The organism is Candidatus Pelagibacter sp. RS39, from assembly GCF_002101315.1.
Taxonomy (GTDB): domain Bacteria; phylum Pseudomonadota; class Alphaproteobacteria; order Pelagibacterales; family Pelagibacteraceae; genus Pelagibacter.
Map to the genome: position 1 here is coordinate 712946 of NZ_CP020777.1, position 24918 is coordinate 737863.

The window sequence follows — 24918 nt, forward strand, 5'->3', positions numbered from 1 at the left end:
AATTAATTTTTTATTCTTTATAAGTTAAAGAGTGAAAAATCTATTTTTATTAATTTTAATTTTTCCATTAACGTCGTGCAGTAAAGGTGAATTAAACTGGCTAATCTTATCACCGAATAACGTTGAAGGATTAACCAATCTAAAGTTTTTATTAAGCGGTTTAACAACTACTATCTATATAAGTGTAGTTTCAATTGTTATTTCAATAATTATTGGTCTTTTAATTGCAATTCCATCATTAGCTAAAAGTAAATTCTTAACCTACCTGAATATTGGTTATGTTGAGATTGTAAGAGCAATTCCTTTACTGGTTTTAATCTTATGGATTTATTATGGTCTTCCAATCATGACGGGTATAAGTTTTAGCCCATTCGTTTCTGGTATCATAGCTCTATCAATAAGTGAAAGTGCTTTCCAAGCAGAAATATTTAGAGCAGGAATTAATTCAATAAAAAAATCACAATGGGAGGCTGGAAGTTCGTTAGGATTAAGTTTTTTTAGAAAATTAAGATTAGTTATTCTACCACAGGCAATAAAAAATATTTTACCTGCTATTGGTAATCAATTTGTTTATGTGCTCAAAATGTCATCTTTAGTATCTATAATTGGAATTGGGGATTTGACGAGAAAAGCAAATGAATTAGTTGTGACAACCTATAGACCGTTGGAAATATATACATTTCTAATTCTAGAATATTTGGTCTTAATATTGATTGTATCTTATCTTGTTAGAAAATTAGAAAAAAAATTACAAAAAGACTAGTTTTTTTTTCTCCAATCCCATGGATACTCAAAATTCATAGACCACATTCCAAGCTTCTTTGATCTTGCATAATCTTCATCAGCAATAAACTTTTTAGAATATTTTCTGTATGCAAAAGCATAACCGTTTTTAACTAAATAACTCGATAAACTTAAATCATTTACAAAACATTCAGCAAGTATTCTTTTGTATTGATCCCTTCCCTCTCTAATACAGATAATTTTATTATTAGCGATAATTTCAACAAGTAATTCTTTAGCTTGAATACCACAATTTATAGTTTCATTATTTTTTGTACATGTTTGTTTTATTTCAGGAGTATCGATACCACTAAAACGAATTTTTTCTCCATTTAAATGAATAGTATCACCATCAATAATCTTTATCTCATCTGATTTGACATCAAAATAATTAAGAAAAAAAAAAGTTAAACATATACTAATAACTAAAAAGAGGTTTATTTTGTTTAAATACATTATTTAAAAAATAACCAATAAATATTAAAACAACAATCCCCATAACCCAATTTGTAGCCATTATCGTATAGAATATATCCTTGTAATCACCACCTCTGATATTTATTACATACCACAAGCTTAAGAAAGGAAACGCAGTTAATCTCAATATACTTAAATAAAGACTATATAGGGGTTTTTTAACAGCTTGAAATACAGCTGTAGTAATAAAAAAAACTGGATAAATAGGTCCAATTAAAGCTGCAACCTTTAAATAAATAGCTCCACTCACAACTGCTTCTTGATTGTCAGTAAATAATGAAACAAAAAATTCTGCACCAAAAAATATTATCATCCCAGCGATTGCCATAAATGAAGAGCCAAATAGCAGAGCCTTTGTATAAAGCTCTCTAATTCTATCGTATGCTTTAGCTCCAAAATTTTGACCACCAATAGAAAGAACTGCTGTATTCAGTCCTATCACTGGGAGTAAAAATACCTGTTCCACTCTTAATGCTGCTCCGTAACCAGCTGTTGCCAAATCACCAAACTGACCAATGAAATATAAAATATTAAATATTCCTACTCCAATAAATAACATACTAAACATTACAGGCACCGCTTGTTCAGTGAGTGGTTTTAAGTAATCAAATTTAGGAATAAAACATTTGGCTTTAAGATATTCCCTAATCTTACAATTATTTACTTTATATGCTAAGTAGATTGTTCCGATTAATTGTGAAATTACTGTAGCTATTGCCAATCCAGCTATGCCAAATCCAGGAATAAATCCATATCCCCAAATAAAAAGGGGATTTAAAAAGATATTTAGAAAGAAACTAAATATTAAAACATTTCTATAACTTTTTGTATCACCTTGCGCATTTAAAGTTCCATTTAATGATATTTGGATTAGTACAATAAAAGTTCCATAAAAGATAATATCTAGATATTCTCTAGTTAGAGCTATACCAGCAGCATCAGATCCCATAACACCTAAAAGATAATTAGACGCGTTTAAACCAAATACTGTTACAAGTATGGAAACTGTAAATGCAAAAATTAAAGATTGAGCAACATACATCGATGCAACTCTCTCTTTCTTTTCACCAATGGAATTACCAATTAAAGCATTTGTAGCTGCTCCTAATCCAACACCAACAGCAATAATAGTAAAATAAATTGGAAATGATTTTGCAATAGCACTTATAGCTTCAGCAGAAATTCTTCCAGCAAACCAAGTATCAACTAAATTATAAAAGGTTTGAAACAATGAACCAACACTTGCAGGTATAGTGACTTTTCTTAATAGTGTCCAAATCGGATCTTTAGTTAATTTTATTGATTTAGACAAAGTTATCCTTATTTAAATTCTTTTTGAAAAATATGTTTTTTTCCAGATTGTTTTGCTTTGTATATCTGACTTTGTCTCATTCTAAAACGTGATTTTTGAGTTTCTGTTAATTTATCATAGCAATTTGTGCAAGAAACTCCCTCCTCATACTTATTTGATCTTTTATCTTTAGGGGATATAGGCATTCTGCATCCACCACATACAGAATATGATCCAACCTTTAATTTATGTTTTAAACTAATTCTGTTATCAAAAACAAAACATTCACCTCTCCATAAACTTTCGTTTTTGTTTATCTTATTTAAATAATTTAAAATTCCTCCATTTAGCTGATAGATATTTTTAAATCCTTTCTTTTTTAGATATACCGAAGTTTTTTCACAACGTATTCCACCAGTACAAAACATTGCAACTGGTTTATTTTTTTTAAGTTTATTTAGGTACTTTGGAAAATCCCTAAAATTATTTACATTTGGATTAACCGATCTTTTAAAGGTACCAACCTTATATTCAAAAGGTTTTCTTGTATCAATTATATATGTATCCTTATTCTTTATTAGCTTATTCCATTCTTTTGGTTCTAAATGAGTTTCTATGTTTCTTTCTTTAGGATTGATAGTTAAATTCATTGGAACAATCTCTTTTTTAATCTTAACTTTAGGTTTATGAAATGGTTGAAATTCAGATTTAGACTCGTTGCTATTATCAAATTTTTTAAATAAAAATAATGATTTCAATTTTTTGGTAGTTTTATAAATATCTTTAGCATTCCCAGAAATAGTGCCATTTAACCCTTCTTTAGCAATGATTATGGTTCCTCGAATATAATTTGAAATAAGGAACTCTTGTAAAAAATTTTTATTCTTTTTTAAAGATTTAACCTTTACGAATTTATAAAAGCCAAAAACTTTAAACATTATAGAACCCTACAAACAGTCATTCCATCTCCGAAAGGAACCATGACCTTTTCAATTCTTTTATCCTTAGAGATAAAATTATTTAAATCTCTTATACTTTTCGTATATTTGTCATTTATATCTTTATTAACAACTTCTCCATGCCACAATACGTTATCAATAATTACTAAACCCTCTTTATTCAATAGATCTAGTGAAATTTCATAATATTTTTGGTAATTCATTTTATCTGCATCAATAAAGACTAAATCAAATTTTTCATTTCTAATACTCATCAAACTTTCTAACGCTGGTTTAATTATTGTTTTAATCTTATGATCTTGATTAGCTTTTTTAAAAAATTTTTGAGCAATTTTGTTTGTTTCTTCATTTTTATCTAACGCAATTATGCAACCTTCTTCTGGTAAAGCTAGGGCCATAGACAAAGTGCTTAAACCTGTAAAAGTTCCTATCTCAAGGACTTTTTTAATTTTGGAAACTTTAATAATCAAATGTAGAAATTGACATTGAGAAATAGAGATTTGCATTCTTTTCGAGTCACCAAGTGATAAGTTATAATCTATTATTTCTTTTTGAATTGGATGCAATTTCAAACCATTTTTTAAAATATAATCTTGTAAATGTTTTGTTATATTAAGGTCTGAACCCATAACCTTATAATTTTTTCTTTAGAATCTCATTAATTAATTGAGGGTTAGCTTTACCACCTGATGCCTTCATTGCTTGCCCAACAAAAAAACCAAATAATTTTTCTTTACCTTGTTTATATTCAATAGCTTTTTCTCTATTATCATTAATTATTTTATCAATTAAAGCCTCTAAAGCCTTTGGATCACTTTGTTGCTTTAATCCTTTTTCCTCAACAATTTTTTGTGGATCTTTATCTCCATCAATCATTAATTCAAAAACAGTTTTTGCTATTTTTCCTGAAATAGTTCCATTCTTAATTAGATTTATTAATATGGCAAAATTCTTTGCGCTCACTGGACTTTGAGAAATTTCTAAACCTTTGCTATTTAAAACAGCAAATAGTTCTCCTGTAATCCAATTGACTGCTAACTTAATGTCTTTATTCTTACCCATTTTTGCTACAACTTCTTCAAAGTATTTCGCTGTATCAATATCAGACACTAAAATATTGGCCTCATGAGGAGACAATCTAAACTCTTCAATAAATCTTTTCTTTTTATCATCTGGAAGTTCTGGAATATCATTTTTAAGTTCTTCAATAAATTTTTCCGAAACCTCTAGAGGTAATAAATCAGGGTCAGGAAAATATCTGTAATCATGAGCATCTTCTTTAGATCTCATTGACCTTGTCTCATTCTTCTTCGTATCAAAAAGTCTTGTTTCTTGATCAATAGTTTTGCCCTCTTCAATTAAGTCAACTTGCCTATTAGCCTCATATTCTATCGCCATCTGCATAAACTTTATTGAATTAACATTTTTAATTTCACATCGTGTACCAAATTCTTTTGAACCTTTTGGCCTGACAGAAACATTCACATCAGCTCTTAAAGAACCTTCTTGCATATTACCATCACAAGTTCCTAAATATCTCATTATAGATCGTAGTTTTTTGATGTAAGCATTAACCTCATCTGGTGATCTTAGATCAGGTTTGCTCACTATTTCCATTAAAGCTACTCCTGATCTGTTTAAATCTACAAAGGTATTTTGTGGGTCAAGATCATGAATACTTTTTCCAGCGTCTTGTTCTAGATGTAATCTCTCTATACCAACTTCTTTTTGACCATTAGGCATATCCAAAATAACTTTGCCCTCACCTACTATTGGATCTTTAAATTGTGATATTTGATATCCTTGAGGCAAATCAGCGTAAAAATAATTTTTTCTATCAAATACTGAACGTTTATTAATTTTTGCATTTAGTCCAATACCAGTTTTAATTGCTTGTTTAACACAAAATTCATTTATTACTGGTAACATTCCTGGAAATGCAGCATCAACTAAACTGACCTGTGTATTAGGTTCTGCTCCGAATTTTGTTGCAGAAGTAGAAAATAATTTAGACTCAGATAAAACTTGAGCATGAACTTCTAAACCAATTACTACCTCATACTGATTATCTTTTCGGTTGATCAAATATTCTGAGTCTTTTTTACTCATTTTATCCACCAATCAGTAATTTTGTTTTTAAAGTTGATCTTTTCTTCCATAGCATAAGCTATATTTAATATATTTTGTTCATCAAAGGCTTTGCCAATAATTTGTAAACCTAATGGATAACCTTTTGTATCATGTCCGGCAGGTATTGAGATACCTGGAAGTCCAGCTAAGTTAACAGGAACTGTGAATATATCATTAAGATACATTGAAACTGGATCATTAGTTTTTTCACCTATTTTAAATGCTGAGCTAGGTGTTGATGGAGTTAAAATTGCATCGACTTTTTTATAAGCTTCATCAAAATCATTTTTGATAAGTTTCCTTACTTTTTGAGCTTTAAGATAATATGCATCGTAATACCCAGAGGATAAAACATAAGTTCCAATCATAATCCGTCTTTGAACTTCAGCTCCAAAACCTTCTGATCTAGTTTTTTCGTACATATCAATTAAATTTTCACCTTTAGCTCTAAATCCATACTTAACACCATCATATCTTGCTAAGTTTGATGAAGCCTCTGCTGGAGCAACTATATAATATGTTGGTAAGGCATAACTTGTATTTGGTAGAGAAATATCAATAGTTTCAGCACCACAATCTTTAATATATTGAATACCTTTTTGCCAAAGATCTTCAATTTCTTTTGGCATACCGTCAACTCTATATTCTTTTGGTATTCCAATTTTTTTTCCTTTTATGTTATTTGTAAGTTCTTTGCTGTAATGATTTCTTTTGAAATCTATTGAAGTAGAGTCTTTGGGATCATAAGAGCTAATCACTTCATGCAATAAAGCACAATCCTTGACATTTTGTGCCATTGGTCCTGCTTGATCCAATGATGATGCAAAAGCAACTATTCCATATCTTGAACAACTTCCGTATGTAGGTTTCAATCCAACAATTCCAGTAAAAGAAGCTGGTTGTCTAATTGATCCACCAGTATCAGTACCAATTGTAACAGGAGTTAATTGTCCAGCTACAGCTGAAGCTGAACCACCAGAAGATCCACCTGGAACTAAATTTTTATCAATAGGACTTTGAACATTGCCAAAAAAACTTGTTTCATTTGAAGAGCCCATCGCAAACTCATCGCAGTTTAACTTACCTAAAAGTATCGCACCTTCATTCCAAATATTTTCTGTTACTGTTGACTCGTAAGTTGGAACAAAATTATTTAAAATTTTACTACCAGCAGTTGTTTTAATGTCTTTTGTGCAAAATAAATCCTTAACTGCCATTGGTATACCGGGCAGTTTTAAATCAAGATTAGGTTTTTGATCAAATTTTTTTGCTTTATCTAGAGCTGATGTAAAATCATTTGTAATATAAGCATTCAATTCCACTGACTTTTCAGATCTATCAATAAATGCTTTTGTTACATCTGTTGAGGAAAGTTTTTTATTTTTAATATTTTCAACTAACTCTGTTAAAGATTGTTTTGTTATATCTGACATTATTCAATCACCTTAGGTACTACAAAATAATCCTCATTATCCTGTGGAGAATTTTTTATAATTTGTTCTCTGATATTTTTACTTTTTACTTCATCAGATCTTAATTTTAAGGTCGTTTCAGCAATAGAAGTTAATGGTTCTACATTGTCAGTTTTTAATTCATTAAGTTTTTCAATAAAATCAAAAATAGAATTTAAATCACCAGCTAATTTTTCAGCTCTTTGCTCGTCAACTGAAATTCTTGCTAATTTAGATATATGTTTTATTGTTTTAAGATCTATGCTCATATGCTATTTAAATATGAGGCAAAGTATCACTTAAGTTTAAAATATACAATATGATCACTTTAGAGGAATTTAAAAAAAAACACTCAGATAAGTGTAGATTGATAGGTTTAGACCTTGGATCTAAAAGAATTGGTGTGTCAATCTGTGATGATAAACAATTGATAGCCACTCCTTTAAAAACAATAAATAGGAATTCGCTTAAAGATCTTGTTGATGAACTCAGATTAATCGTTGATGAAAATGATATAAAAGGAATCATTGTTGGAAATCCTTTAAATATGGATGGATCCTCAGGTAGATCTGCTCAATCAGTAAAAGATACAACTGAAAATATCGAAAAAAACTTAGATATTCCAATTTGTCTTTGGGATGAGAGACTCTCAACTGTTGGTGCTTTCAATCTATCTAGCCAATTAGATATTAATGTGAGTAAAAGAGAAAAAAAGATAGATGAAAATGCTGCTGCTTTTATATTACAGGGAGCTTTAGATTTTTTAAATAATTAATACTTGCTATTATAGAGGTTTATAGTTATAGAGTTGGTTTTAATGGCAATTAAAACAAATCAAGCTATTAAAATATCTCAAAAACACCTATTAGGAATTCAAGATTTATCAATCAATGATGTTAATTTAATTCTTGATGAAGCAAATTCATTTATAAAAGTAAATCAGAGTAAAAATAAAAAAGTTGACGTTTTAAGAGGTAAAACTCAAATAAATTTATTTTTTGAACCTTCTACTAGAACTCAAAGCTCTTTTGAACTAGCTGGTAAAAGACTTGGTGCTGATGTTATGTCGATGAATATTAGCAACTCTGCAATTAAAAAAGGTGAAACATTAATAGATACAGCAATGACTCTTAATGCAATGCATCCTGATATTATTGTAATTAGACATCAAGACTCTGGGGCATGTAATCTACTTTCACAAAAAGTAAACTGCTCAGTTCTTAATGCTGGTGATGGCAGAAGAGAGCACCCTACTCAAGCTTTATTAGATGCATTAACAATCATAACTCGTAAAAAAAAGATACAAGGATTAAAAATTGCAATCTGTGGAGATATTCTTCATTCAAGAGTTGCTAGATCAAATATTTACTTACTTAGTATGTTGGGGGCAGAAATGAACATAATCGCTCCAACAAATCTTATGCCAAAAGAAATTGAAAAATTTGGTGTTAATACTTTTACTGATATGAAAAAAGGGTTGAAAGATTGTGATATTGTTATGATGTTGAGATTACAGAATGAACGAATGACAAGTTCATATCTTTCATCCAATAGAGAATATTATGAATATTACGGATTAACTCCTGACAAATTAGAACACGCTAAATCTGATGCCTTAATTATGCATCCCGGTCCAATGAACAGAGGTATAGAAATAGATACAATGCTAGCAGATGATATCAACAAAAGTGTAATTAAAGAGCAAGTTGAATTGGGTGTCGCGGTAAGAATGGCTTGTCTTAAAATATTTTGTACATGATGAAAAAACAATATTTTATAAACGCTAATATAATTGATCCTTATAACTCCATGAATGAAAATGGGGGTCTAATTATAAATGAAGATGGAAAAATTGAAGCTATAGGAAAAAAAGTAAATATTAATAATTTACCAAGTAGAGAAAAACCTACTGATTTAAAAGGTAAATACATTTTTCCTGGATTAGTCGATATGCGAGTTTTTGTTGGTGAACCAGGCTATGAGTATAAAGAAAATTTTAGAACTCTGAGCAATGCGGCACTCTCGGGTGGCGTCACTTCTGTCGTAACAATGCCTAATACAGATCCAATCATTGATAACGTTTCTATAGTCGATTTTCTAAAAAGAAGAGGAAGAGATAAATCAAAGATAAATATTTTTCCATGTGCCTCCTTAACAAAAAATACTGAAGGTACAAACATGACTGAATTTGGTTTGTTACAAGGTAAAGGAATAATTGCATTCACCGATGGTGTTAAAACAATTCAAAATCCAAGATTGATGTCTAGAATAATGAACTCTGCTAAAGATTTGGGTAGTTTAATAATGCAGCACGCTGAAGATTATGAGCTAGCAAAAAATGGCATGATTAACTCTGGAATAATTGCTTCAAAATTAGGACTATCTGGTATACCTGAAATCGCTGAGCGTATTCTGATCGAGAGAGATTTAACATTACTAGAAAAGGTTAAATGTAGATATCATATCTCTCAATTATCATCACAAAAGTCTGTCGAGGTAATTAAATCAAGAAAGGAAATAGTAAAATTCACATGTGGTGTTTCAATTAATAACTTATCTTTAAATGAAAATGACATAGGAGATTTCAAAACATTTTTGAAATTATCCCCACCATTAAGAAGAGAAGAGGATAGACTAGCTTTAGTACAAGGTTTAAAGGACGATTTAATTGATGTGATAGTTTCAGATCACAAACCTGAAGATGAAGAATCAAAAAGATTAACATTTGCTCAAGCAGCAACTGGCGCGTCAGGAATAGAAACTTTGCTGTCTCTAAGTTTAGAATTATATCATAACGGATCACTCAAATTAGAGACAATAATTAAAGCATTAACATCAAATCCTGCTAAAATATTAAAAATAAACAAAGGAAATCTATCTATTGGTAATGATGCCGATCTTTGTATAGTAGATATAGATAAACCATGGATTGTAAAAAAGGATAAGCTTATCTCAAAATCAAAAAATACATCTATCGAAGATAAAAAACTTCAAGGCAGAGTCACAAATACATTTGTAAACGGTAAAGAATTATTTAGGCTATAGCATGGATATTTTAATCATAGGTATAATTTCATATTTGATGGGTTCAATTCCATTTGGATTGATACTAACAAAAATTTTTTTGAAAAAAGATATAAGAGATATTGGATCTGGAAATATTGGAGCAACAAATGTACTTAGAGCTGGTAACAAAATAGTTGGTTACATCACATTATCTCTTGATATTTTAAAAGCTGTTATCCCTGTAATATTTGTTAAAATTTATTACACAGAATTTTTATATTTAGCATCATTATGTGCATTTATAGGTCACGTATTTCCTGTATGGCTTAAATTTAAAGGAGGAAAAGGTGTGGCAACATACGTAGGTATTCTGTTTGCTATTAATATTTATTTTGGAGTTATTTTTGCTTTATCTTGGTTTGTAATTTTTGCTATAACAAAATTTTCATCTTTATCTTCATTAATTGCTTCTTTATCAGTTCCTGTTTATTTACTAGTCACGGGTCAATTTAAAGATATATTTTTTTTTATAATCATGTTCGTGTTAATATTTTTTACCCATCGAGAAAATATTAAAAGATTGAAAAATAAAGAAGAAACTAAGACAAAAATTTATTAATTTGACTATCTAACTCTTTTAGGTAGTTTGTCATTTATGAACTTGGTCATTGTAGAAAGCCCAGCTAAAGCCAAAACTATCAATAAATATTTAGGTGATAATTATAAAGTATTAGCTAGTTATGGGCATATAAGAGATTTACCTTCTAAAAATGGTTCTGTTGATCCAGATCAAGATTTTAAAATGGAGTGGGAGATCGATAGTTTTTCTAAAAAATATCTTAAAGAAATTACAGACGCAGCCAAAGATTCTTCAAAAATAATATTAGCTACCGATCCTGATCGTGAGGGCGAAGCAATAGCTTGGCATGTAAAAGAGTATCTAAATGAAAAAAAACTTCTTAAAGATAAAGAAATAGAAAGAGTTGTGTTTAACGAAATTACAAAAAAAGCAGTAATTCACGGTATTGAAAACCCAAGACAAATTGAACCGCTTTTAGTTGATGCTTACATGGCTCGAAGAGCTTTAGATTACTTGGTTGGCTTTAATATTTCACCAATATTGTGGACAAAACTTCCAGGCTCTAAATCTGCGGGTAGAGTTCAATCAGTAGCTTTAAAATTAATAACTGAAAGAGAGCATGAAATTGAATCTTTTAAGCCAGAAGAATTTTGGACTTTAAGTGTCAAATTTAAAGATGAAAAAAATCAAAATATCCTAGCTAGTATTAGTCAACTCGATAACAACAAGGTTGAAAAATTCTCTTTTAGAAATAAAGATGAAATAAATAAGGCCATATCAAGTATCAATCAAAAAAAATTTAATATTACTGATATATCTAGTAAAGTGGTAAATCGTAATCCATCAGGACCATTTACTACATCAACTCTTCAACAAACAGCTTCAAGTCGATTAGGTTTTGGTGCATCAAGAACTATGCAAATTGCTCAAAAGCTTTACCAAGGAGTCGATATTGAAGGAGAAACTATAGGTTTGATAACATATATGAGAACGGATGGTACTAATTTATCCAAAGATGCTGTTGTTGCTTTTAGAGATTATATCAAAAAAGAAATCGGTAATGAATATTTACCTGAAAGTGCTTTAAATTACTCTGGCAAAAAGGCAAAAAATGCACAAGAAGCACATGAAGCAATAAGACCCACAGATATTATCAGGACTCCCCAAAGTGTAAAAAAGTATCTGAGCACTGATCAAAATAAACTTTATGATTTAATATGGAGTAGAGCTTTATCTTCTCAAATGCAATCTGCTAAATTTGATAGAAATACTATAACAATTACATCAAATAATAATGATACAGTATGCAAAGCAAGTGGATCAGTTCTTAAATTTGATGGATTTTTAAAGATATATAATAATCAAGGCAAGGATGATGATGAAAACATTCTACCCTCTGTATCTAAAGGACTTGTAAATATTGAGTCCTTAATAGATGAACAGCATTTTACACAGCCCCCTCCAAGATATTCTGAGGCTAGTTTGGTAAAAAAACTAGAGGAGTTAGGAATAGGAAGACCATCTACTTATGCAAGTATAATTTCTACAATAGCAAATAGAGGTTATGCAGAGATATTGAATAAAAGATTTTTTCCCACTGATAGAGGAAAACTTATTTCAGCTTTTCTTGAAAAATTGTTCTCAAAATACGTGGATTATAACTTTACCGCTGGTTTAGAGGATCAATTAGATGAAATTACAACTGGTAAAGAAAGCTGGATAAAAGTTTTGGAGCTGTTCTGGAAAGACTTTAATAACAATGTGTCTGAAGTAAAGGAAAAAAGAACAAGAGAGGTTTTAGATCTTTTAAATGATAGTCTGGGAGATTTGGTTTTCGATAAGGATGACAAAGGAAATATTGTAAGAAAGTGCCAATTATGTAATTCAGGGACACTAAGCTTAAAGAATAGCTTTAGAGGTGGCGCATTTATTGGTTGTTCAAATTACCCTGAGTGTAAATTTACTAGACCTTTATCTAAAGCTAAAGCAGCTGCACAAGCACAGTTAGCGGAACCGAAATTTATTGGAAAACATGAGAATGGTAATGATATATATCTTAAAAACGGAAGATTCGGTCCATATTTGCAATATGAAAAAATTCCTGAGGATATAGAAGTTGAAAAAACACCAAAGAAAAAAAGGAAAGCAAAAAAAACTAAATCAGATGTAAATGAACTTTTAAAAAATGTCTCTATTCCAAAGGGTTTGGAATTAGATAGTATTGATTTAGAAAAAGCACAATTTTTATGCTCATTACCTAAATCTTTAGGAATAAATCCTGACAATCAAAAAGAAATTACTTTAAACACTGGAAGATTTGGTCCTTACCTAAAGTGTGAAAACAAATCAGCTCGAATAGAAAATATTGAGGAAATCTTCTCTATTGGTTTAAATAGAGCTGTGACATTGATTGCTGAAGCTAAACCAGGAAGAATGTCTTCTTCGATGATCAAAGATTTAGGTGAACACCCTGAAGATAAAAAACCGGTAAGAATTATGAAGGGACAATACGGTCCTTATATCAAATATAAATCTCTAAATGCAACTATTCCTGAGGAAAAGGATCCTACTGAACTTACAATGGAAGAGGCGTTAATATTGATTGAGAAAAGAAGAGAATACGATAAAACAAAAAAGAAAAAAAAGAAAAAATGAATTTTCAAGAAAATTTAAAAAAACTTGGCTTAAAACTTCCTGAAGCTAAAGCACCTGTAGGAAATTATGTTGCAACAAAAATTTCAGGAAAAATGTTATTTGTGTCAGGTCAAATTTCAATTGATGAAAAAGGTGAATTAATTAAAGGAAAAGTTGGAAAAGATTTAGATGTAGATTCAGGATATAATGCAGCAAAAAGATGTGCTTTAAGTATTATTTCTCAAATAATGAATACATGTGATAATGATCTAACAAAGATCAAATCTTGTATTAAACTAACAGGTTTCGTTAATTCTACTGATGATTTTACTGATCAACCAAAAGTGATAAATGGTGCCTCTGATTTAATCGCATCTGTTTTTGGAGATGCAGGAATGCATACAAGAGCAGCTGTGAGTGTGAATAGTCTTCCCTTAGGTGTTGCCGTAGAGGTCGATGCTATATTCGAGCTAAATTAAAATTTATCTTCCAATACTATAATATTTAAAACCTTGTTTTTTAATTTTTATTGGAGAGTATATATTTCTCATATCATAAATAATAAATTTTTTACCTTTAACTAAATTTTTAAAATTAATTGATTTAAAATCATTCCATTCTGTGTGAATTATTACAAGATCTGAGCCTTTTACAGATTCTCTTATATTATCAATATAAGAAACATTTTTAACTTTTGAGAATTCTTTTTTAAGACCTGTTGGATCAAAATAATTTATCTTAGCACCCTTTTTTGATAATGCGGGTATCATTTTTAAACTAGAGGAATCTCTCATATCGTCTGTGTTAGCTTTAAATGTTACACCTAAGAAAGTTATTCTCTTATTCTTAACTTTATTATTTAAAATTTTATAGACTTTATTAAGTAAAAAATTAGATCTACTCTCATTTGATTTTATAACAGATTTAATGACAGAAAGATTTATTTTGAATTTATCAGCTGTAGAAGTTATAGCTTTAGTATCTTTAGGAAAACATGATCCACCATAACCAGGCCCCGCCCTTAAGAAACGACTACCTATTCTTTTATCTAAACCCATTCCAATTGAAATATCCTCAACATTTATTCCTGTTTTCTCACATAAATTTGCAATTTCATTAATAAATGTAATTTTTGTTGCCAAAAAAGCATTAGATGAATATTTGATTAATTCTGCAGCTCTTCTTGACGTATGAATATATTGAGCCCCTTTAGAAATTAAAGGTGCATATAAATTGTTCATTAAACGGTTAGATTTTTTGTCATTAGATCCTACTACTATTCTATCAGGAAAAATAAAATCTCGAATAGCTTCCCCTTCTCTTAAAAATTCGGGATTAGATACAACAGAAAATTTATTCTTATTATTCTTTTTTTTTAGTAAAATTTTCTCAATTTCGTCACCTGTTGTCACAGGTACTGTTGACTTTGTGACTATTATCTTAAACTTATTGATAGATAAACTTATTTCTTTTGCTACATTATAAACCTGACTTAAATCTGCACTGCTACCTCCCTTTTTAGTAGGTGTACCAACACAAATAAAAATTATATCTGAGTTTTTTATTGATTTTTTTAAATCTGAAGAAAATTTTAATCTTTTATTTTTATAATTTTTTTTAACTAGTTCAGTTAGTCCGGGTTCATAGATAGGAATTCTTCCTTTAGATAGTAAATCAATTTTTTTTAAATCTTTATCGACACAAATTACATTATTACCTAAGTCAGCAAAGCATACACCGCTAACTAAACCTACATAACCTGTTCCTATCATACAAAGTTTCATGATTTTGCTATTTCTAATGTTGATTTAATATAACCATTCATACTTCCACAATCTAAATATTTTCCAGTAAAATTATGAGCAATAAATTTTTCATTACTCTGTATCAATGATTGTATTGCATCAGTAATATGAATTTCACCTCCTTTACCTGGTTTTTGATTTATCAATCTAGAAAATATTTTTTTTGGAAGAATATATCTTCCTATCACAGCTTTATTTGATGGTGCTTTAGAGATTGATGGTTTTTCAATAACATCTTTGATAATGTAATTATTTTTATTTAACTTTTTTCCTAACTTGTAAATTCCCCATCTAGACACAGTTTTTTTTGGAACATTAATGCTTGCCATTACAGATGATTTATAACGATTGTGTATATTAATCATCGACTTAGAACAATTTTTTTTAATTATTAGATCATCAGGTAATAACATAAGAAAAAAATCATCAGTGATGTATTTTTTTGTCTTTAATACAGCATCGCCTGTTCCCAAAGGTTTATTTTGGTAAACAAATTTAATCATTTTTTTGTATTTCAAAATTTTTTTATACTCCTTAATGACTCTAGGATCTTTTTTCTTTTTTATTATCTTTTTATAAAAACTATCTTTGTAAAAATAATCTTTAATCATTTGTTTCTTTTTTGAAATTATAAAAATTATTTTTTTTATACCAGCATTTGCACACTCATCTAAAATATATTCAATACCTGGTTTTCCATTAATAGGAAGTAGTTCTTTAGGAAATATGCTAGTTAAAGGTAATAACCTTGTCCCTAACCCAGCTAATGGAATAATTGCTTGTTTAATCATTTAAATGTTTTACTTATTAAAATGTTTTATACAAATGAAAATTTTATTAAACAATATTGATTTAAATGAGGCATTATTTGGCAAATCAAATATTGGATTTGTACCTACTATGGGTAGCCTTCATGATGGTCACATATCATTAATTAAAAAATCTTTAAAACTATCCAATAAGACCATTGTAAGTATATTTGTAAATCCTAAACAATTTAACAACAAAAAAGACTACAAGAGATATCCAAGGAATATAAAAAAAGATTTAAGAATTTTAAAAAGGCTTAAAGTTGATTTTGTATATTTGCCTGAAATTGAAGATGTCTACAAGTTTGCAAATAAAGTGAAAATTAAACTTAAAAAACAAGACAAAATACTATGTGCTAAATATAGAAAAGGTCATTTTGAGGGTGTGATTAACGTAATGACTCGTTTAACACAAATAATAAATCCCTCAAAAATATTCATGGGAGAAAAAGATTTTCAACAACTATTTTTAGTAAAAAGATATATTGAAAAAAATTTCAAATCTAAAATTATTTCTTGTAAAACAATAAGAGATAAAAATAAATTAGCTTTATCATCCAGAAATATTCTTTTAACTAAAAAGAATTTAAAAAAGGCTGGTCAAGTAGCAAGAAATCTTATTCTTTTTAAAAAAAAATTATTTAAAAAAAAAGATTTAAAGAATTTAATATTAATTAAAAAAAATGAGTTAATAAAAAAATTTGATATTAAAATAGATTATCTTGAGTTGCGAAATACAAAAAATCTTAGATTAACTAATAAGATTAAAGATACAAAAATTTTTATTGCTTATTATATTAGCAGTGTAAGGTTGATAGATAACTTTTGATATTTACAAAAAATAAGCTCCAACACCTAGGAATGATACAAACCCAATAACATCAGTTATAGTTGTTACGAAAACACTTGATGCTATTGCTGGATCTATATTCATTTTTTTTAATGTAACTGGTACTAATATTCCAAATAGGCCTGCAACTATCATAGTTAAAATCATTGAGATAGAAATTATTAAGGATAGCTGTATATCCTGAAACCATAACTGAACAATGAAAGAACTTATAATTGCAAATATAATTCCGTTTAAAATACCTATATTAAATTCTTTAAAAATATTTTGATTAAAATTATTTTTTGTTAAATCATTAGTAGCAAGAGTTCTAACAGTAACTGCCAATGTTTGCATTCCTGCGTTACCACCCATTGATGCTACTATTGGCATCAAAAAAGCTAGAACAACCATTTGTTCAATTGTTGCTCCAAATAAACTAATACAATATGTAGCTAAAAACGCAGTGAAAAGATTTAATAACAACCAATTAAATCGTCTTTTTGTTTTTGTTATTACACCATCAGTTATTTCTTCATCTCCTACACCTGCTAATCTTAATGCATCTTCCTCAGCTTCTTCCTTTAAAACAGTCAGAACATCATCTGAAGTTATCATTCCAACTAATTTATTATTTTTATCAATTACACACGCAGAATTTAAATTATAATTTTCAAACGAGTTACCAACCTCTTCTCTATCCATGTCTACTGGCACTAAAAAAATTGAATCATCCATTATTGATGACATCTTTGTTTCTCTTGGTGTTCTTAGAACTTTAGATGACGGTACAGCACCAATGGGTTTAAAATTTTCATCTACAATATAAATTTCTAAAAATTGTTCTGGTAAATCTTTATTTTCTCTTAAATAATCAATAGTTTGACCAACAGACCAGTTACTTGGTATTGCAGTAAATTCTCGCTGCATTATTCTAGCTGCACTATCCTCAGGATAACTAAGACCTTCCAATAAAGCAAAACGATCTTTAGGTGGTAGTAAGCTTAAAATAGAGTTTTTATTTTTTTCATCTACATTTTCAAGAATAGCTATAGCATCATCAGATTCCAAATTTTTCAATATTCTAACTATTGCATCAGACGAAAGATATTTTATGATTTCAGTTTGAACTGACTCATTGAGTTCAATAAAAACCTCAGGATCTATTTTAAAGTTATTAAGTTTAATTAAATTTTCTCTGTCATTCTGACTTAAATGTTCAATAATATCTGCTGCATCAGCAGGATGCATTTCTTTAAAAGAATTTGTAATAAAAGTTGCGTCATTGTTCGAAATTTTATCAGTGACTACTTTTATGTATTCTTTATTAAATTCAAAATTGACTTTTTTATCTTTGATTTTTTTAATTAAAGTCATAAATTTTCCTGTTATTTAGGTCGATCTTTTAATACATAATCAAAAGAATACAATTTTTAAATGAATATAGAAATTAAAAAGTCTGAAAAACCTGTCATTTATGAAGATGCTAAAAAACTTATGGAAGAAAGATTGTTGAATGTAGATTTAAATAAATCAAATGAATTAATTTGGACTTTAGAACATCCAGATATTTATACAGCAGGCACAAGCTATAGTGAGAGTGACATTTTAGATAAATCGATTAAGATTTTAGAGACAAATAGAGGTGGCAAAATTACCTATCATGGACCAGGCCAATTAATTTGTTATTTTGTAATAGACTTAAAAAAAAGAAAAAAAGATATTAGAAATTTTATTTCAATAATAGAAAAAACAATAATCGAGACATTAAATTTTTTTAATATTAAAAGTTTTTCTGATAAAGAAAATATTGGGATATGGTACAATGATAATAAAAAAACAAAAAAAGTAGCTGCAATTGGGGTAAGAATTAGTAAGTGGATAGCATATCACGGTTTTTCAATTAATATTTGTAATAATTTAGAAAAGTATAACGCAATCATTCCTTGTGGCATTAAAGACAAAGGTGTGACTAATTTAAAACAAATTAAAGATCAAGATTATAAAGAATTAGACAAAAAACTAGTTGAAATCTTTATTTCAAATTTGAATAAGTAAGTCTTTTAATTTTTAATAATTTTTTAAAATAATCAGGTAGTAAAGCTTTATAAGTATATTTTTTTTCTTTAATCATGAATTTTATTTCATAAGCATGAAGCATTAATTCTTTATTGATACCAATTGTTTTATTAAAAGATTTATATTTATTGTCTCCAAAAATTGAGTGACCAACATTAAAAAGTTGTTTTCTTAATTGATGTTTTCTACCAGTAATAGGTTTCATCTCAACAAGACTAGAATTTGAATTTTTATCAATGACTTTGTAAATTGTTCTTGCTTTTTCAATAATTTTTTTTCCGTTATCATAACGTACTAAATCATCGTTCCATTCTCCTGAATTTTTTTCAAGTTCGCCATGACATATAGCTAGATAAGTTTTATGCACTTTTCTTAATCTAAACAATGATGTTAATAATTGTGCTGTCTCTCTGTTTTTGGCCATTAAAAAAACACCTGATGTATCTTTGTCCAATCTGTGGACAGAGAAAGGTTTTGAGTCTGAAAAAATTTCACTTTTTTTGAATATATCAATTAAGTTTTTTTTTGATTTTGTTCCACCCTGTACAGAAATACCAGCACTTTTATTTAAAACGATAAAATTTTCATTATTATCTATTATTAAATCTTCATTTGCTTTGATTATTCGATTAGAGGGACTAAAACTTATTTTTTTTTGTTGAATTCTTTCTTCAAATTTAAAGTCATGAAAATCAATTTTGTCATTAGATTTTATCTTATAAGAACTTTTTATTTTTTTTTTATTAACTTTGATTTTGCCTGATCTAAGAGATTTTTCAATTAGTCCTTGGGGGATTCTCCCTATCGTATTACGTATCCATCTATCTACACGCATATTATTACACGTTGAGTCAACGATGTAACTTTTAAACATAAAAATATTATTTTGATGTAGCTACTAGTTTTTTATCTTCTTTTTTTTCAGGCACTTTTGAAGGAGATTTTTTCTTTTTATCTACTTTTTTTGCTTCAACATCTCTGTCTACAAATTCAATAATTGCCATCGGTGCATTATCACCGTATCTGAAACCAGCTTTAATTATTCTTGTATAACCACCTGATCTTTTTTCGTATCTTTTTGATAATGTCTTTTTAACTTTATTTGCAGATTTAATGTCTTGTAACTGTGAAACTAAAGCTTTAGTGTTATGAAGGGTATCTTTCTTACCTAATGTAATAATCTTATCTGCTTGAGGCTTTAAAAACTTTGCCTTTGGTAAAGTTGTTTTGATTTGCTCATATTTTATCAGAGAATTAAGCATGTTTTTTAACAGTGCTTTTCTATGCTCAGATGTTCTATTAAGCTTCTTATTAGCAAATCCGTGTCTCATTTAGATAGCTTCCTCTAGCTTTTTAGACATTTCAGCAATGTTATCTGGTGGCCAGTTTGGTATCTCCATACCCAAATACAATGACATTCCTGTTAAAACCTCTTTAATTTCATTGAGTGATTTTCTTCCAAAATTTGGTGTTCTAAGCATTTCACCTTCAGACTTTTGAACAAGATCACCAATATAAATTATGTTATCATTTTTTAAACAATTCATTGATCTAACAGACAATTCCAACTCATCAACTTTTCTTAATAAATTTTTATTAAATTCAGGTTCTGTTGATACTTCTTTAACAGGTGCCTCTACTGGCTCATCAAAATTAATAAACATTTTAAGTTGATCTTGGAAAATTCTAGCAGAATAGGCTACAGCATCTTCTGCTGATATTGAACCATCTGTTTCAACTTCCATTGTAAGTTTATCATAGTCTAGCGCTTTACCTTCTCTCGCGGTGCTTACAGAATAAGAAACTTTTTTTACAGGACTGTATAAAGAGTCTATAGCAATCAATCCTAAAGGTGGTTCCTCAGGTTTGTTTAGTTCAGCTGGCACGTAACCTTTTCCTGTATTAACATTCATCTCCATGTGAAAACTTGTGTTTTCATCTAAATTACAAATTACTAATTCAGGATTTAAAATCTCAACATCAGCTACTGGGGTTATATCGGAAGCTTTTATTTCACCAGGTCCTTTTGCATCTAAAATAAGTTTCTTAGTGCCTTCAGAAGATGACTTTAATGCTAAAGATTTTACATTTAAGACTATATCTGTAACATCTTCTCTTACACCTTTTATAGAGGTAAACTCATGTAATACACCGTCTATTTGTATAGATGTGACTGCTGCACCTCTAATCGAAGATAATAAAATTCTTCTTAATGAATTACCCAAAGTTAAACCATAACCTTTTTCTAAAGGCTCAGCTACTATTTTTGCTTTAGATAAATCATCACTCATTTGAACATCAATCTTTGATGGTTTAATAAGAGATTTCCAGTTTTTAATATTTACATTTTCAGTTTCCATTAAACTCTCCTTTTTTTTGGTGGTCTAGTACCATTATGTGGCATCGGTGTTGTATCTTTAATTGATAAAATTTTAAATCCTCTTGCTTGTAAAGCTCTTAATGCTGTTTCTCTTCCTGAGCCAGGTCCTTTAACTTCAACTGATAATGTTTTCATTCCATATTCTAAAGCCTTTGATGCAGCTGCATCAGCAGCAATTTGTGCAGCATATGGTGTAGATTTCCTAGAACCTTTAAAACCTTTTTGGCCTGCTGAAGCCCATGAAACTACATTTCCATTTGTGTCTGCGATAGAGATAATAGTATTATTAAAAGTTGATTGAACATAAGCAATACCGTTCAAAATGTTTTTTTTAACTTTTTTCTTTTTAGAGTAAGAGCTCTTTTTAACTTTACTTACACTCTTTTCATTTTTTTGGTCTTTCTTTTCAACCTTATCAACTTTAGCCATGTTTATTTTTTAAGTGGAGTTAATTTTTTACCAGCAATTGCAATTGCTTTACCTTTTCTTGTCCTTGCATTACATCTAGTTCTTTGACCTCTAACAGGTAATTTTTTTCTATGTCTTGATCCTCTGTAGCAAGCTAGATCTATTAATCTTTTTATACTTAATGAATAATCTCTTCTCAAATCTCCCTCGACTTTGAAATTTTGATCTATGTATTCTCTAATTTTAAGGATTTCATCATCAGTTAGTTGATTCACTCTTTTTTCTTTTGGAATTTTTAATGATGAACAAATTTGCGAAGAAAACTTATCACCAATACCATAAATGTACGTAAGACCTACATGAACAAGTTTGTTCTGTGGAATATTTATACCTGCAATACGAGCCATATATTTAGTGATAATTTTCAGCCTTTTATATAAGATGATCTTTTAAAGTCAACGGGTTAAACATTGAGAAAACTGTTGATTTTAGCTGTTATTTCCTCAATTTTAGAACTGCCATCTAACTCATAAAAATTAGAATTTTTAGAATAGAAGTCTAGAACAGGTTTAGTGGTTTCCATGTATTTATCGTATCTTTTCACAATAGTATTTAAATCGTCATCAGATCTATTTTCTATACTTTTTCTTTGTTCAATTCTTTTGATTATCGTCTCTTTATTTACATTAAGAAAAAACACAAAATCAATTTTTTGATTTGTTTTATCTAATAATTTTTCTAAGTTTTTAGCTTGTGTCAGGGATCTAGGATACCCATCAAATATTAGTTTATTTTTCTTTTTTGAATCAAATACCACATTTTCAATTAATGAATTAACTATTTCATCGCTAACAAATCTACCTTCGCTCATGTCTTCAACTATCTTTTTACCTATTTCAGAGTTTTTTTGAATTTCATCTCTCAACATATCACCTGTAGAAATTTGGAAATTATTTAATTGATTAACTAAAAATTTAGCTTGTGTGCCTTTTCCTGCTCCTGGAGGTCCAAACAAAATTACATTCACTTTTTTATCTATCTACCAAATTTAGTTTTTTTGATTAGTTGCTCATATTGTGAGCTCATAAGTCGGGTTTGAATTTGCGTAACTGTATCAATTGCAACAACTACAACAATCAATATTGACGTTCCACCCAAATAAAATGGTATTGGATAATTAGCAATTAAAAACTCTGGCATCAAACAAACTAAAGTAAGGTATAATGCTCCTATGGTTGTTAATTTTGTTAAAATATTTTCAATATAAAGAGCCGTACTTTCTCCAGGTCTTATACCTGGAACAAAACCACCATATTTTCTTAAGTTATCAGCTGTTTCTGTTGGGTTGAAAGTAATTGATGTATAGAAAAAAGTAAAAAAAATAATTCCCGATGCATAAAGCAACATATAAAGTGGTTGTCCCTGTGTAAAATATGAACTTAGATTTAAAAAGGTTTCATTATCAGAAACGTCGAAATTTGAAAAAGTCACAGGTAATAATAATAAAGCAGATGCAAAAATTGCCGGTATAACTCCCGCTTGATTAATCTTTAAAGGCAAATGAGATGACTCTCCGCCATACATTTTATTACCCATCTGTCTCTTAGGATAATTTATCAAAATTTTCCTTAAAGCTCTTTCCATAAACACAATAAATAAAATAGTTAAAATTAATAAAATAAAAATAGCTATTATCATCAAAGTTGAAATTGCTCCAGTTCTACCTAATTCAAAAGTTGTCACTAAAGCTCTTGGGATTTCTGCAACAATTCCTGCAAAAATAATTAAGGATATCCCATTTCCTATTCCCCTTTGTGTTATTTGTTCACCTAGCCACATTAAGAAAATTGTACCAGCTACAATAGTTGTAACTGTTGATATTTTAAAAAATATTCCTGGGTTTATTACCAAATTAGCTGAAGACTCTAAACCAACAGATAAACCGTAACCTTGAACAGTAGCTAATAAAACTGTTCCATACCTAGTTATTTGAGTTATCTTCGCTCTTCCTGTTTCACCTTGTGCTTTAAGATTTTTGAAATAATCAGATACACCTGTTAGTAATTGAACAATAATAGATGATGAGATGTATGGCATTATTCCTAATGCAAAAATAGCCATTCTACTTACGGCACCTCCAGCAAACACGTTAAACATTCCAAGTAGGCCTTTTTGATTTCCCTCCATTAAAATTTTTAATTGTTCTGGATCTATTCCAGGTAAAGGAACAAACGTACCAAATCTGTAAACTGCTAGTATTGCAATCGTAAAGATTATCCTATTTCTTAAATCAACACTTGAAGATGAAGAGCTCATTATCTTAAGATATTATTTTTTAAGTTGTATTGATCCACCAATTTTTTCAAGCTTTTCTAGTGCAGATTTAGATGCTAAATCGGCTTCAATATTAATTTTATCTTTAATTTCACCAGAGCCTAAGATCTTTAGTTTTTTAGAATTCTTATTTATTAATTTTAACTTCTTTAGGGATGATGAATTTAATATATCATTTGTATTAATTGTCTTCTTATTAATAAAAGATTGTATTTTGTCCAAATTTAAAATTGCTATATTTTCTTTTTGGATTGGATTAAAACCTCTTTTAGGTAAACGTCTATATAGGGGCATTTGTCCACCTTCGAAACTTTTTATTGCAACACCTGATCTAGATTTTTGACCTTTCACACCTCTTCCTGAAGTTTTACCTTTTCCTGAGCCAATTCCTCTACCGACTCTTATTTTAGATTTATTTAATTTTGGTCTATTATTTAATTTTATCATTATCCTCTTTTTTCGATTATTTCTGATATCTTTTTATTTCTTATTGAAGAAATCTGTTTAGGTGAATTCTGTTTCTTTAAAGCTTTTATTGTTGCTCTTATAACATTGTGTGCATTAGATGTGCCCATAGATTTAGCAACAATATCTTTAACTCCTAAAACTTCACAAACAGCTCTAACAGGACCACCAGCAATTATTCCTGTACCTTTTGATGCTGATCTTAATACAATTCTACCTGATCCATCTTTAGCCTTAACATCATGATGAATAGTTCTGCCCTCTCTCAAAGGAATATGAATCAGTTTTCTTCTTGCTATTTCATTTGCTTTTTTAATTGCATCTGGAACTTGTTTTGCTTTAGCATGAGCTATACCAATCTTTCCAGCCTGGTTACCAACAACTACCAGTGCAGAAAAGCCAAAACGTCTACCACCTTTTACAACTTTGGTAATTCTATTAATATGCACTAGCTTTTCTAAAATATCGTCTGTTTTTTTCTCTTTAAAATTTTCCATC

General features: G+C 29.1%; 28 protein-coding genes. 9 read left to right on the forward strand and 19 right to left on the reverse strand.

What is annotated here, in order from left to right; genetic code table 11:
- Positions 1-31: 31 nt before the first annotated feature.
- A complete protein-coding gene (locus B5L73_RS03830; protein WP_085148039.1) occupies positions 32-763 on the forward strand; it encodes an amino acid ABC transporter permease in 732 nt (243 codons plus the stop codon).
- On the opposite strand, the gene B5L73_RS03835 is transcribed toward B5L73_RS03830, so the two are convergent.
- The 7 genes from B5L73_RS03835 to gatC are packed head-to-tail and all read right to left on the reverse strand — an operon-like array spanning position 760 to position 7360.
- On the reverse strand, positions 760-1239 hold the full coding sequence (locus B5L73_RS03835) for a thermonuclease family protein (protein WP_085148042.1): 480 nt from the start codon (positions 1237-1239) through the stop codon (positions 760-762). The two genes, B5L73_RS03830 and B5L73_RS03835, sit on opposite strands and share 4 nt — an antisense overlap.
- Positions 1202-2572, reverse strand: coding sequence for an MATE family efflux transporter (locus B5L73_RS03840; protein WP_085148045.1), 1371 nt, complete (start codon positions 2570-2572; stop codon positions 1202-1204). Before B5L73_RS03840 ends, B5L73_RS03835 begins: the two co-directional genes overlap by 38 nt.
- A gap of 8 nt (positions 2573-2580) precedes the next feature.
- On the reverse strand, positions 2581-3489 hold the full coding sequence (trhO, locus tag B5L73_RS03845; protein WP_085148048.1) for an oxygen-dependent tRNA uridine(34) hydroxylase TrhO: 909 nt from the start codon (positions 3487-3489) through the stop codon (positions 2581-2583).
- A complete protein-coding gene (locus B5L73_RS03850; RefSeq protein WP_085148051.1) occupies positions 3489-4139 on the reverse strand; it encodes an O-methyltransferase in 651 nt (216 codons plus the stop codon). The genes trhO and B5L73_RS03850 overlap by 1 nt, the downstream gene beginning before the upstream one ends.
- A gap of 4 nt (positions 4140-4143) precedes the next feature.
- Positions 4144-5619, reverse strand: coding sequence for an Asp-tRNA(Asn)/Glu-tRNA(Gln) amidotransferase subunit GatB (gene gatB, locus B5L73_RS03855; RefSeq protein WP_085148054.1), 1476 nt, complete (start codon positions 5617-5619; stop codon positions 4144-4146).
- A complete protein-coding gene (gene gatA / locus B5L73_RS03860) occupies positions 5616-7073 on the reverse strand; it encodes an Asp-tRNA(Asn)/Glu-tRNA(Gln) amidotransferase subunit GatA (RefSeq protein ID WP_085148057.1) in 1458 nt (485 codons plus the stop codon). Before gatA ends, gatB begins: the two co-directional genes overlap by 4 nt.
- Positions 7073-7360, reverse strand: a complete 288-nt coding sequence (gatC, locus tag B5L73_RS03865) for an Asp-tRNA(Asn)/Glu-tRNA(Gln) amidotransferase subunit GatC (protein ID WP_085148072.1) — start codon at positions 7358-7360, stop codon at positions 7073-7075. Before gatC ends, gatA begins: the two co-directional genes overlap by 1 nt.
- 50 nt (positions 7361-7410) lie before the next feature.
- Between gatC and ruvX the strand changes: the two genes are divergently transcribed.
- From ruvX to B5L73_RS03895, 6 genes are read left to right on the forward strand one after another with little or no spacing between them, the layout of a single operon-like run.
- Positions 7411-7866 (forward strand): Holliday junction resolvase RuvX, encoded by a 456-nt coding sequence (ruvX, locus tag B5L73_RS03870; RefSeq protein ID WP_085148075.1) that lies wholly within the window; start codon positions 7411-7413, stop codon positions 7864-7866.
- A gap of 42 nt (positions 7867-7908) precedes the next feature.
- Positions 7909-8850: an aspartate carbamoyltransferase catalytic subunit gene (locus B5L73_RS03875; RefSeq protein WP_085148077.1), complete on the forward strand. Its 942-nt coding sequence runs from the start codon at positions 7909-7911 to the stop codon at positions 8848-8850.
- Positions 8850-10136, forward strand: a complete 1287-nt coding sequence (gene pyrC / locus B5L73_RS03880) for a dihydroorotase (RefSeq protein ID WP_085148080.1) — start codon at positions 8850-8852, stop codon at positions 10134-10136. The genes B5L73_RS03875 and pyrC overlap by 1 nt, the downstream gene beginning before the upstream one ends.
- Position 10137: 1 nt before the next feature.
- The gene (plsY, locus tag B5L73_RS03885; RefSeq protein WP_085148083.1) at positions 10138-10716 is read left to right on the forward strand and encodes a glycerol-3-phosphate 1-O-acyltransferase PlsY; all 579 of its coding nucleotides are present in this window, start codon (positions 10138-10140) and stop codon (positions 10714-10716) included.
- A 36-nt stretch (positions 10717-10752) separates the two neighbouring features.
- Positions 10753-13332, forward strand: coding sequence for a type I DNA topoisomerase (gene topA / locus B5L73_RS03890; RefSeq protein WP_085148085.1), 2580 nt, complete (start codon positions 10753-10755; stop codon positions 13330-13332).
- On the forward strand, positions 13329-13790 hold the full coding sequence (locus B5L73_RS03895) for a RidA family protein (RefSeq protein ID WP_085148087.1): 462 nt from the start codon (positions 13329-13331) through the stop codon (positions 13788-13790). Before topA ends, B5L73_RS03895 begins: the two co-directional genes overlap by 4 nt.
- 3 nt (positions 13791-13793) lie before the next feature.
- Here B5L73_RS03895 and B5L73_RS03900 read toward each other — a convergent pair whose 3' ends face one another.
- Positions 13794-15095, reverse strand: coding sequence for a UDP-glucose dehydrogenase family protein (locus B5L73_RS03900; protein ID WP_085148090.1), 1302 nt, complete (start codon positions 15093-15095; stop codon positions 13794-13796).
- Complete coding sequence (locus tag B5L73_RS03905; protein ID WP_085148092.1) at positions 15092-15907, reverse strand: sugar phosphate nucleotidyltransferase; 816 nt, start codon at positions 15905-15907, stop codon at positions 15092-15094. The genes B5L73_RS03900 and B5L73_RS03905 overlap by 4 nt, the downstream gene beginning before the upstream one ends.
- A 4-nt stretch (positions 15908-15911) precedes the next feature.
- On the opposite strand from B5L73_RS03905, the gene panC reads away from it, so the two are divergent.
- A complete protein-coding gene (gene panC, locus B5L73_RS03910; RefSeq protein WP_085148094.1) occupies positions 15912-16754 on the forward strand; it encodes a pantoate--beta-alanine ligase in 843 nt (280 codons plus the stop codon).
- A gap of 3 nt (positions 16755-16757) precedes the next feature.
- Here panC and mgtE read toward each other — a convergent pair whose 3' ends face one another.
- A complete protein-coding gene (gene mgtE / locus B5L73_RS03915; RefSeq protein WP_085148097.1) occupies positions 16758-18131 on the reverse strand; it encodes a magnesium transporter in 1374 nt (457 codons plus the stop codon).
- Between the two features lie 60 nt (positions 18132-18191).
- On the opposite strand from mgtE, the gene lipB reads away from it, so the two are divergent.
- A complete protein-coding gene (gene lipB / locus B5L73_RS03920; protein WP_085148100.1) occupies positions 18192-18812 on the forward strand; it encodes a lipoyl(octanoyl) transferase LipB in 621 nt (206 codons plus the stop codon).
- On the opposite strand, the gene B5L73_RS03925 is transcribed toward lipB, so the two are convergent.
- From B5L73_RS03925 to rpsE, 9 genes are read right to left on the reverse strand one after another with little or no spacing between them, the layout of a single operon-like run.
- A complete protein-coding gene (locus B5L73_RS03925; RefSeq protein ID WP_085148103.1) occupies positions 18790-19707 on the reverse strand; it encodes an RluA family pseudouridine synthase in 918 nt (305 codons plus the stop codon). The genes lipB and B5L73_RS03925 overlap by 23 nt on opposite strands.
- 7 nt (positions 19708-19714) lie before the next feature.
- Positions 19715-20164: a 50S ribosomal protein L17 gene (rplQ, locus tag B5L73_RS03930; RefSeq protein ID WP_085148105.1), complete on the reverse strand. Its 450-nt coding sequence runs from the start codon at positions 20162-20164 to the stop codon at positions 19715-19717.
- Positions 20165-21193, reverse strand: a complete 1029-nt coding sequence (locus tag B5L73_RS03935) for a DNA-directed RNA polymerase subunit alpha (RefSeq protein WP_085148111.1) — start codon at positions 21191-21193, stop codon at positions 20165-20167. It lies immediately after the preceding gene.
- Complete coding sequence (gene rpsK, locus B5L73_RS03940) at positions 21193-21642, reverse strand: 30S ribosomal protein S11 (RefSeq protein ID WP_085148113.1); 450 nt, start codon at positions 21640-21642, stop codon at positions 21193-21195. Before rpsK ends, B5L73_RS03935 begins: the two co-directional genes overlap by 1 nt.
- A gap of 2 nt (positions 21643-21644) precedes the next feature.
- Positions 21645-22028, reverse strand: coding sequence for a 30S ribosomal protein S13 (gene rpsM / locus B5L73_RS03945; protein ID WP_085148118.1), 384 nt, complete (start codon positions 22026-22028; stop codon positions 21645-21647).
- Positions 22029-22084: 56 nt separating this feature from the next.
- A complete protein-coding gene (locus tag B5L73_RS03950; RefSeq protein WP_085148121.1) occupies positions 22085-22648 on the reverse strand; it encodes an adenylate kinase in 564 nt (187 codons plus the stop codon).
- An 8-nt stretch (positions 22649-22656) separates the two neighbouring features.
- The gene (gene secY, locus B5L73_RS03955) at positions 22657-23937 is read right to left on the reverse strand and encodes a preprotein translocase subunit SecY (RefSeq protein ID WP_085148125.1); all 1281 of its coding nucleotides are present in this window, start codon (positions 23935-23937) and stop codon (positions 22657-22659) included.
- A gap of 12 nt (positions 23938-23949) precedes the next feature.
- Entirely contained in the window at positions 23950-24402 is a 453-nt protein-coding gene (rplO, locus tag B5L73_RS03960; RefSeq protein WP_085148130.1) for a 50S ribosomal protein L15, read from the reverse strand.
- Entirely contained in the window at positions 24402-24917 is a 516-nt protein-coding gene (gene rpsE, locus B5L73_RS03965) for a 30S ribosomal protein S5 (RefSeq protein ID WP_085148133.1), read from the reverse strand. Before rpsE ends, rplO begins: the two co-directional genes overlap by 1 nt.
- Between the last annotated feature and the right edge of the window lies 1 nt (position 24918).

Coding starts and splice junctions, on each gene's coding strand:
- B5L73_RS03835 (WP_085148042.1), bottom strand. CDS start 1,239: ATGTATTTAAACAAAATAAACCTCTTTTTAGTTATTAGTATATGTTTA.
- trhO (WP_085148048.1), bottom strand. CDS start 3,489: ATGTTTAAAGTTTTTGGCTTTTATAAATTCGTAAAGGTTAAATCTTTA.
- B5L73_RS03850 (WP_085148051.1), bottom strand. CDS start 4,139: ATGGGTTCAGACCTTAATATAACAAAACATTTACAAGATTATATTTTA.
- gatB (WP_085148054.1), bottom strand. CDS start 5,619: ATGAGTAAAAAAGACTCAGAATATTTGATCAACCGAAAAGATAATCAG.
- gatA (WP_085148057.1), bottom strand. CDS start 7,073: ATGTCAGATATAACAAAACAATCTTTAACAGAGTTAGTTGAAAATATT.
- gatC (WP_085148072.1), bottom strand. CDS start 7,360: ATGAGCATAGATCTTAAAACAATAAAACATATATCTAAATTAGCAAGA.
- ruvX (WP_085148075.1), top strand. CDS start 7,411: ATGATCACTTTAGAGGAATTTAAAAAAAAACACTCAGATAAGTGTAGA.
- B5L73_RS03875 (WP_085148077.1), top strand. CDS start 7,909: ATGGCAATTAAAACAAATCAAGCTATTAAAATATCTCAAAAACACCTA.
- pyrC (WP_085148080.1), top strand. CDS start 8,850: ATGAAAAAACAATATTTTATAAACGCTAATATAATTGATCCTTATAAC.
- plsY (WP_085148083.1), top strand. CDS start 10,138: ATGGATATTTTAATCATAGGTATAATTTCATATTTGATGGGTTCAATT.
- topA (WP_085148085.1), top strand. CDS start 10,753: ATGAACTTGGTCATTGTAGAAAGCCCAGCTAAAGCCAAAACTATCAAT.
- B5L73_RS03895 (WP_085148087.1), top strand. CDS start 13,329: ATGAATTTTCAAGAAAATTTAAAAAAACTTGGCTTAAAACTTCCTGAA.
- B5L73_RS03900 (WP_085148090.1), bottom strand. CDS start 15,095: ATGAAACTTTGTATGATAGGAACAGGTTATGTAGGTTTAGTTAGCGGT.
- B5L73_RS03905 (WP_085148092.1), bottom strand. CDS start 15,907: ATGATTAAACAAGCAATTATTCCATTAGCTGGGTTAGGGACAAGGTTA.
- panC (WP_085148094.1), top strand. CDS start 15,912: ATGTTTTACTTATTAAAATGTTTTATACAAATGAAAATTTTATTAAAC.
- mgtE (WP_085148097.1), bottom strand. CDS start 18,131: ATGACTTTAATTAAAAAAATCAAAGATAAAAAAGTCAATTTTGAATTT.
- lipB (WP_085148100.1), top strand. CDS start 18,192: ATGAATATAGAAATTAAAAAGTCTGAAAAACCTGTCATTTATGAAGAT.
- B5L73_RS03925 (WP_085148103.1), bottom strand. CDS start 19,707: ATGTTTAAAAGTTACATCGTTGACTCAACGTGTAATAATATGCGTGTA.
- rplQ (WP_085148105.1), bottom strand. CDS start 20,164: ATGAGACACGGATTTGCTAATAAGAAGCTTAATAGAACATCTGAGCAT.
- B5L73_RS03935 (WP_085148111.1), bottom strand. CDS start 21,193: ATGGAAACTGAAAATGTAAATATTAAAAACTGGAAATCTCTTATTAAA.
- rpsK (WP_085148113.1), bottom strand. CDS start 21,642: ATGGCTAAAGTTGATAAGGTTGAAAAGAAAGACCAAAAAAATGAAAAG.
- rpsM (WP_085148118.1), bottom strand. CDS start 22,028: ATGGCTCGTATTGCAGGTATAAATATTCCACAGAACAAACTTGTTCAT.
- secY (WP_085148125.1), bottom strand. CDS start 23,937: ATGAGCTCTTCATCTTCAAGTGTTGATTTAAGAAATAGGATAATCTTT.
- rplO (WP_085148130.1), bottom strand. CDS start 24,402: ATGATAAAATTAAATAATAGACCAAAATTAAATAAATCTAAAATAAGA.
- rpsE (WP_085148133.1), bottom strand. CDS start 24,917: ATGGAAAATTTTAAAGAGAAAAAAACAGACGATATTTTAGAAAAGCTA.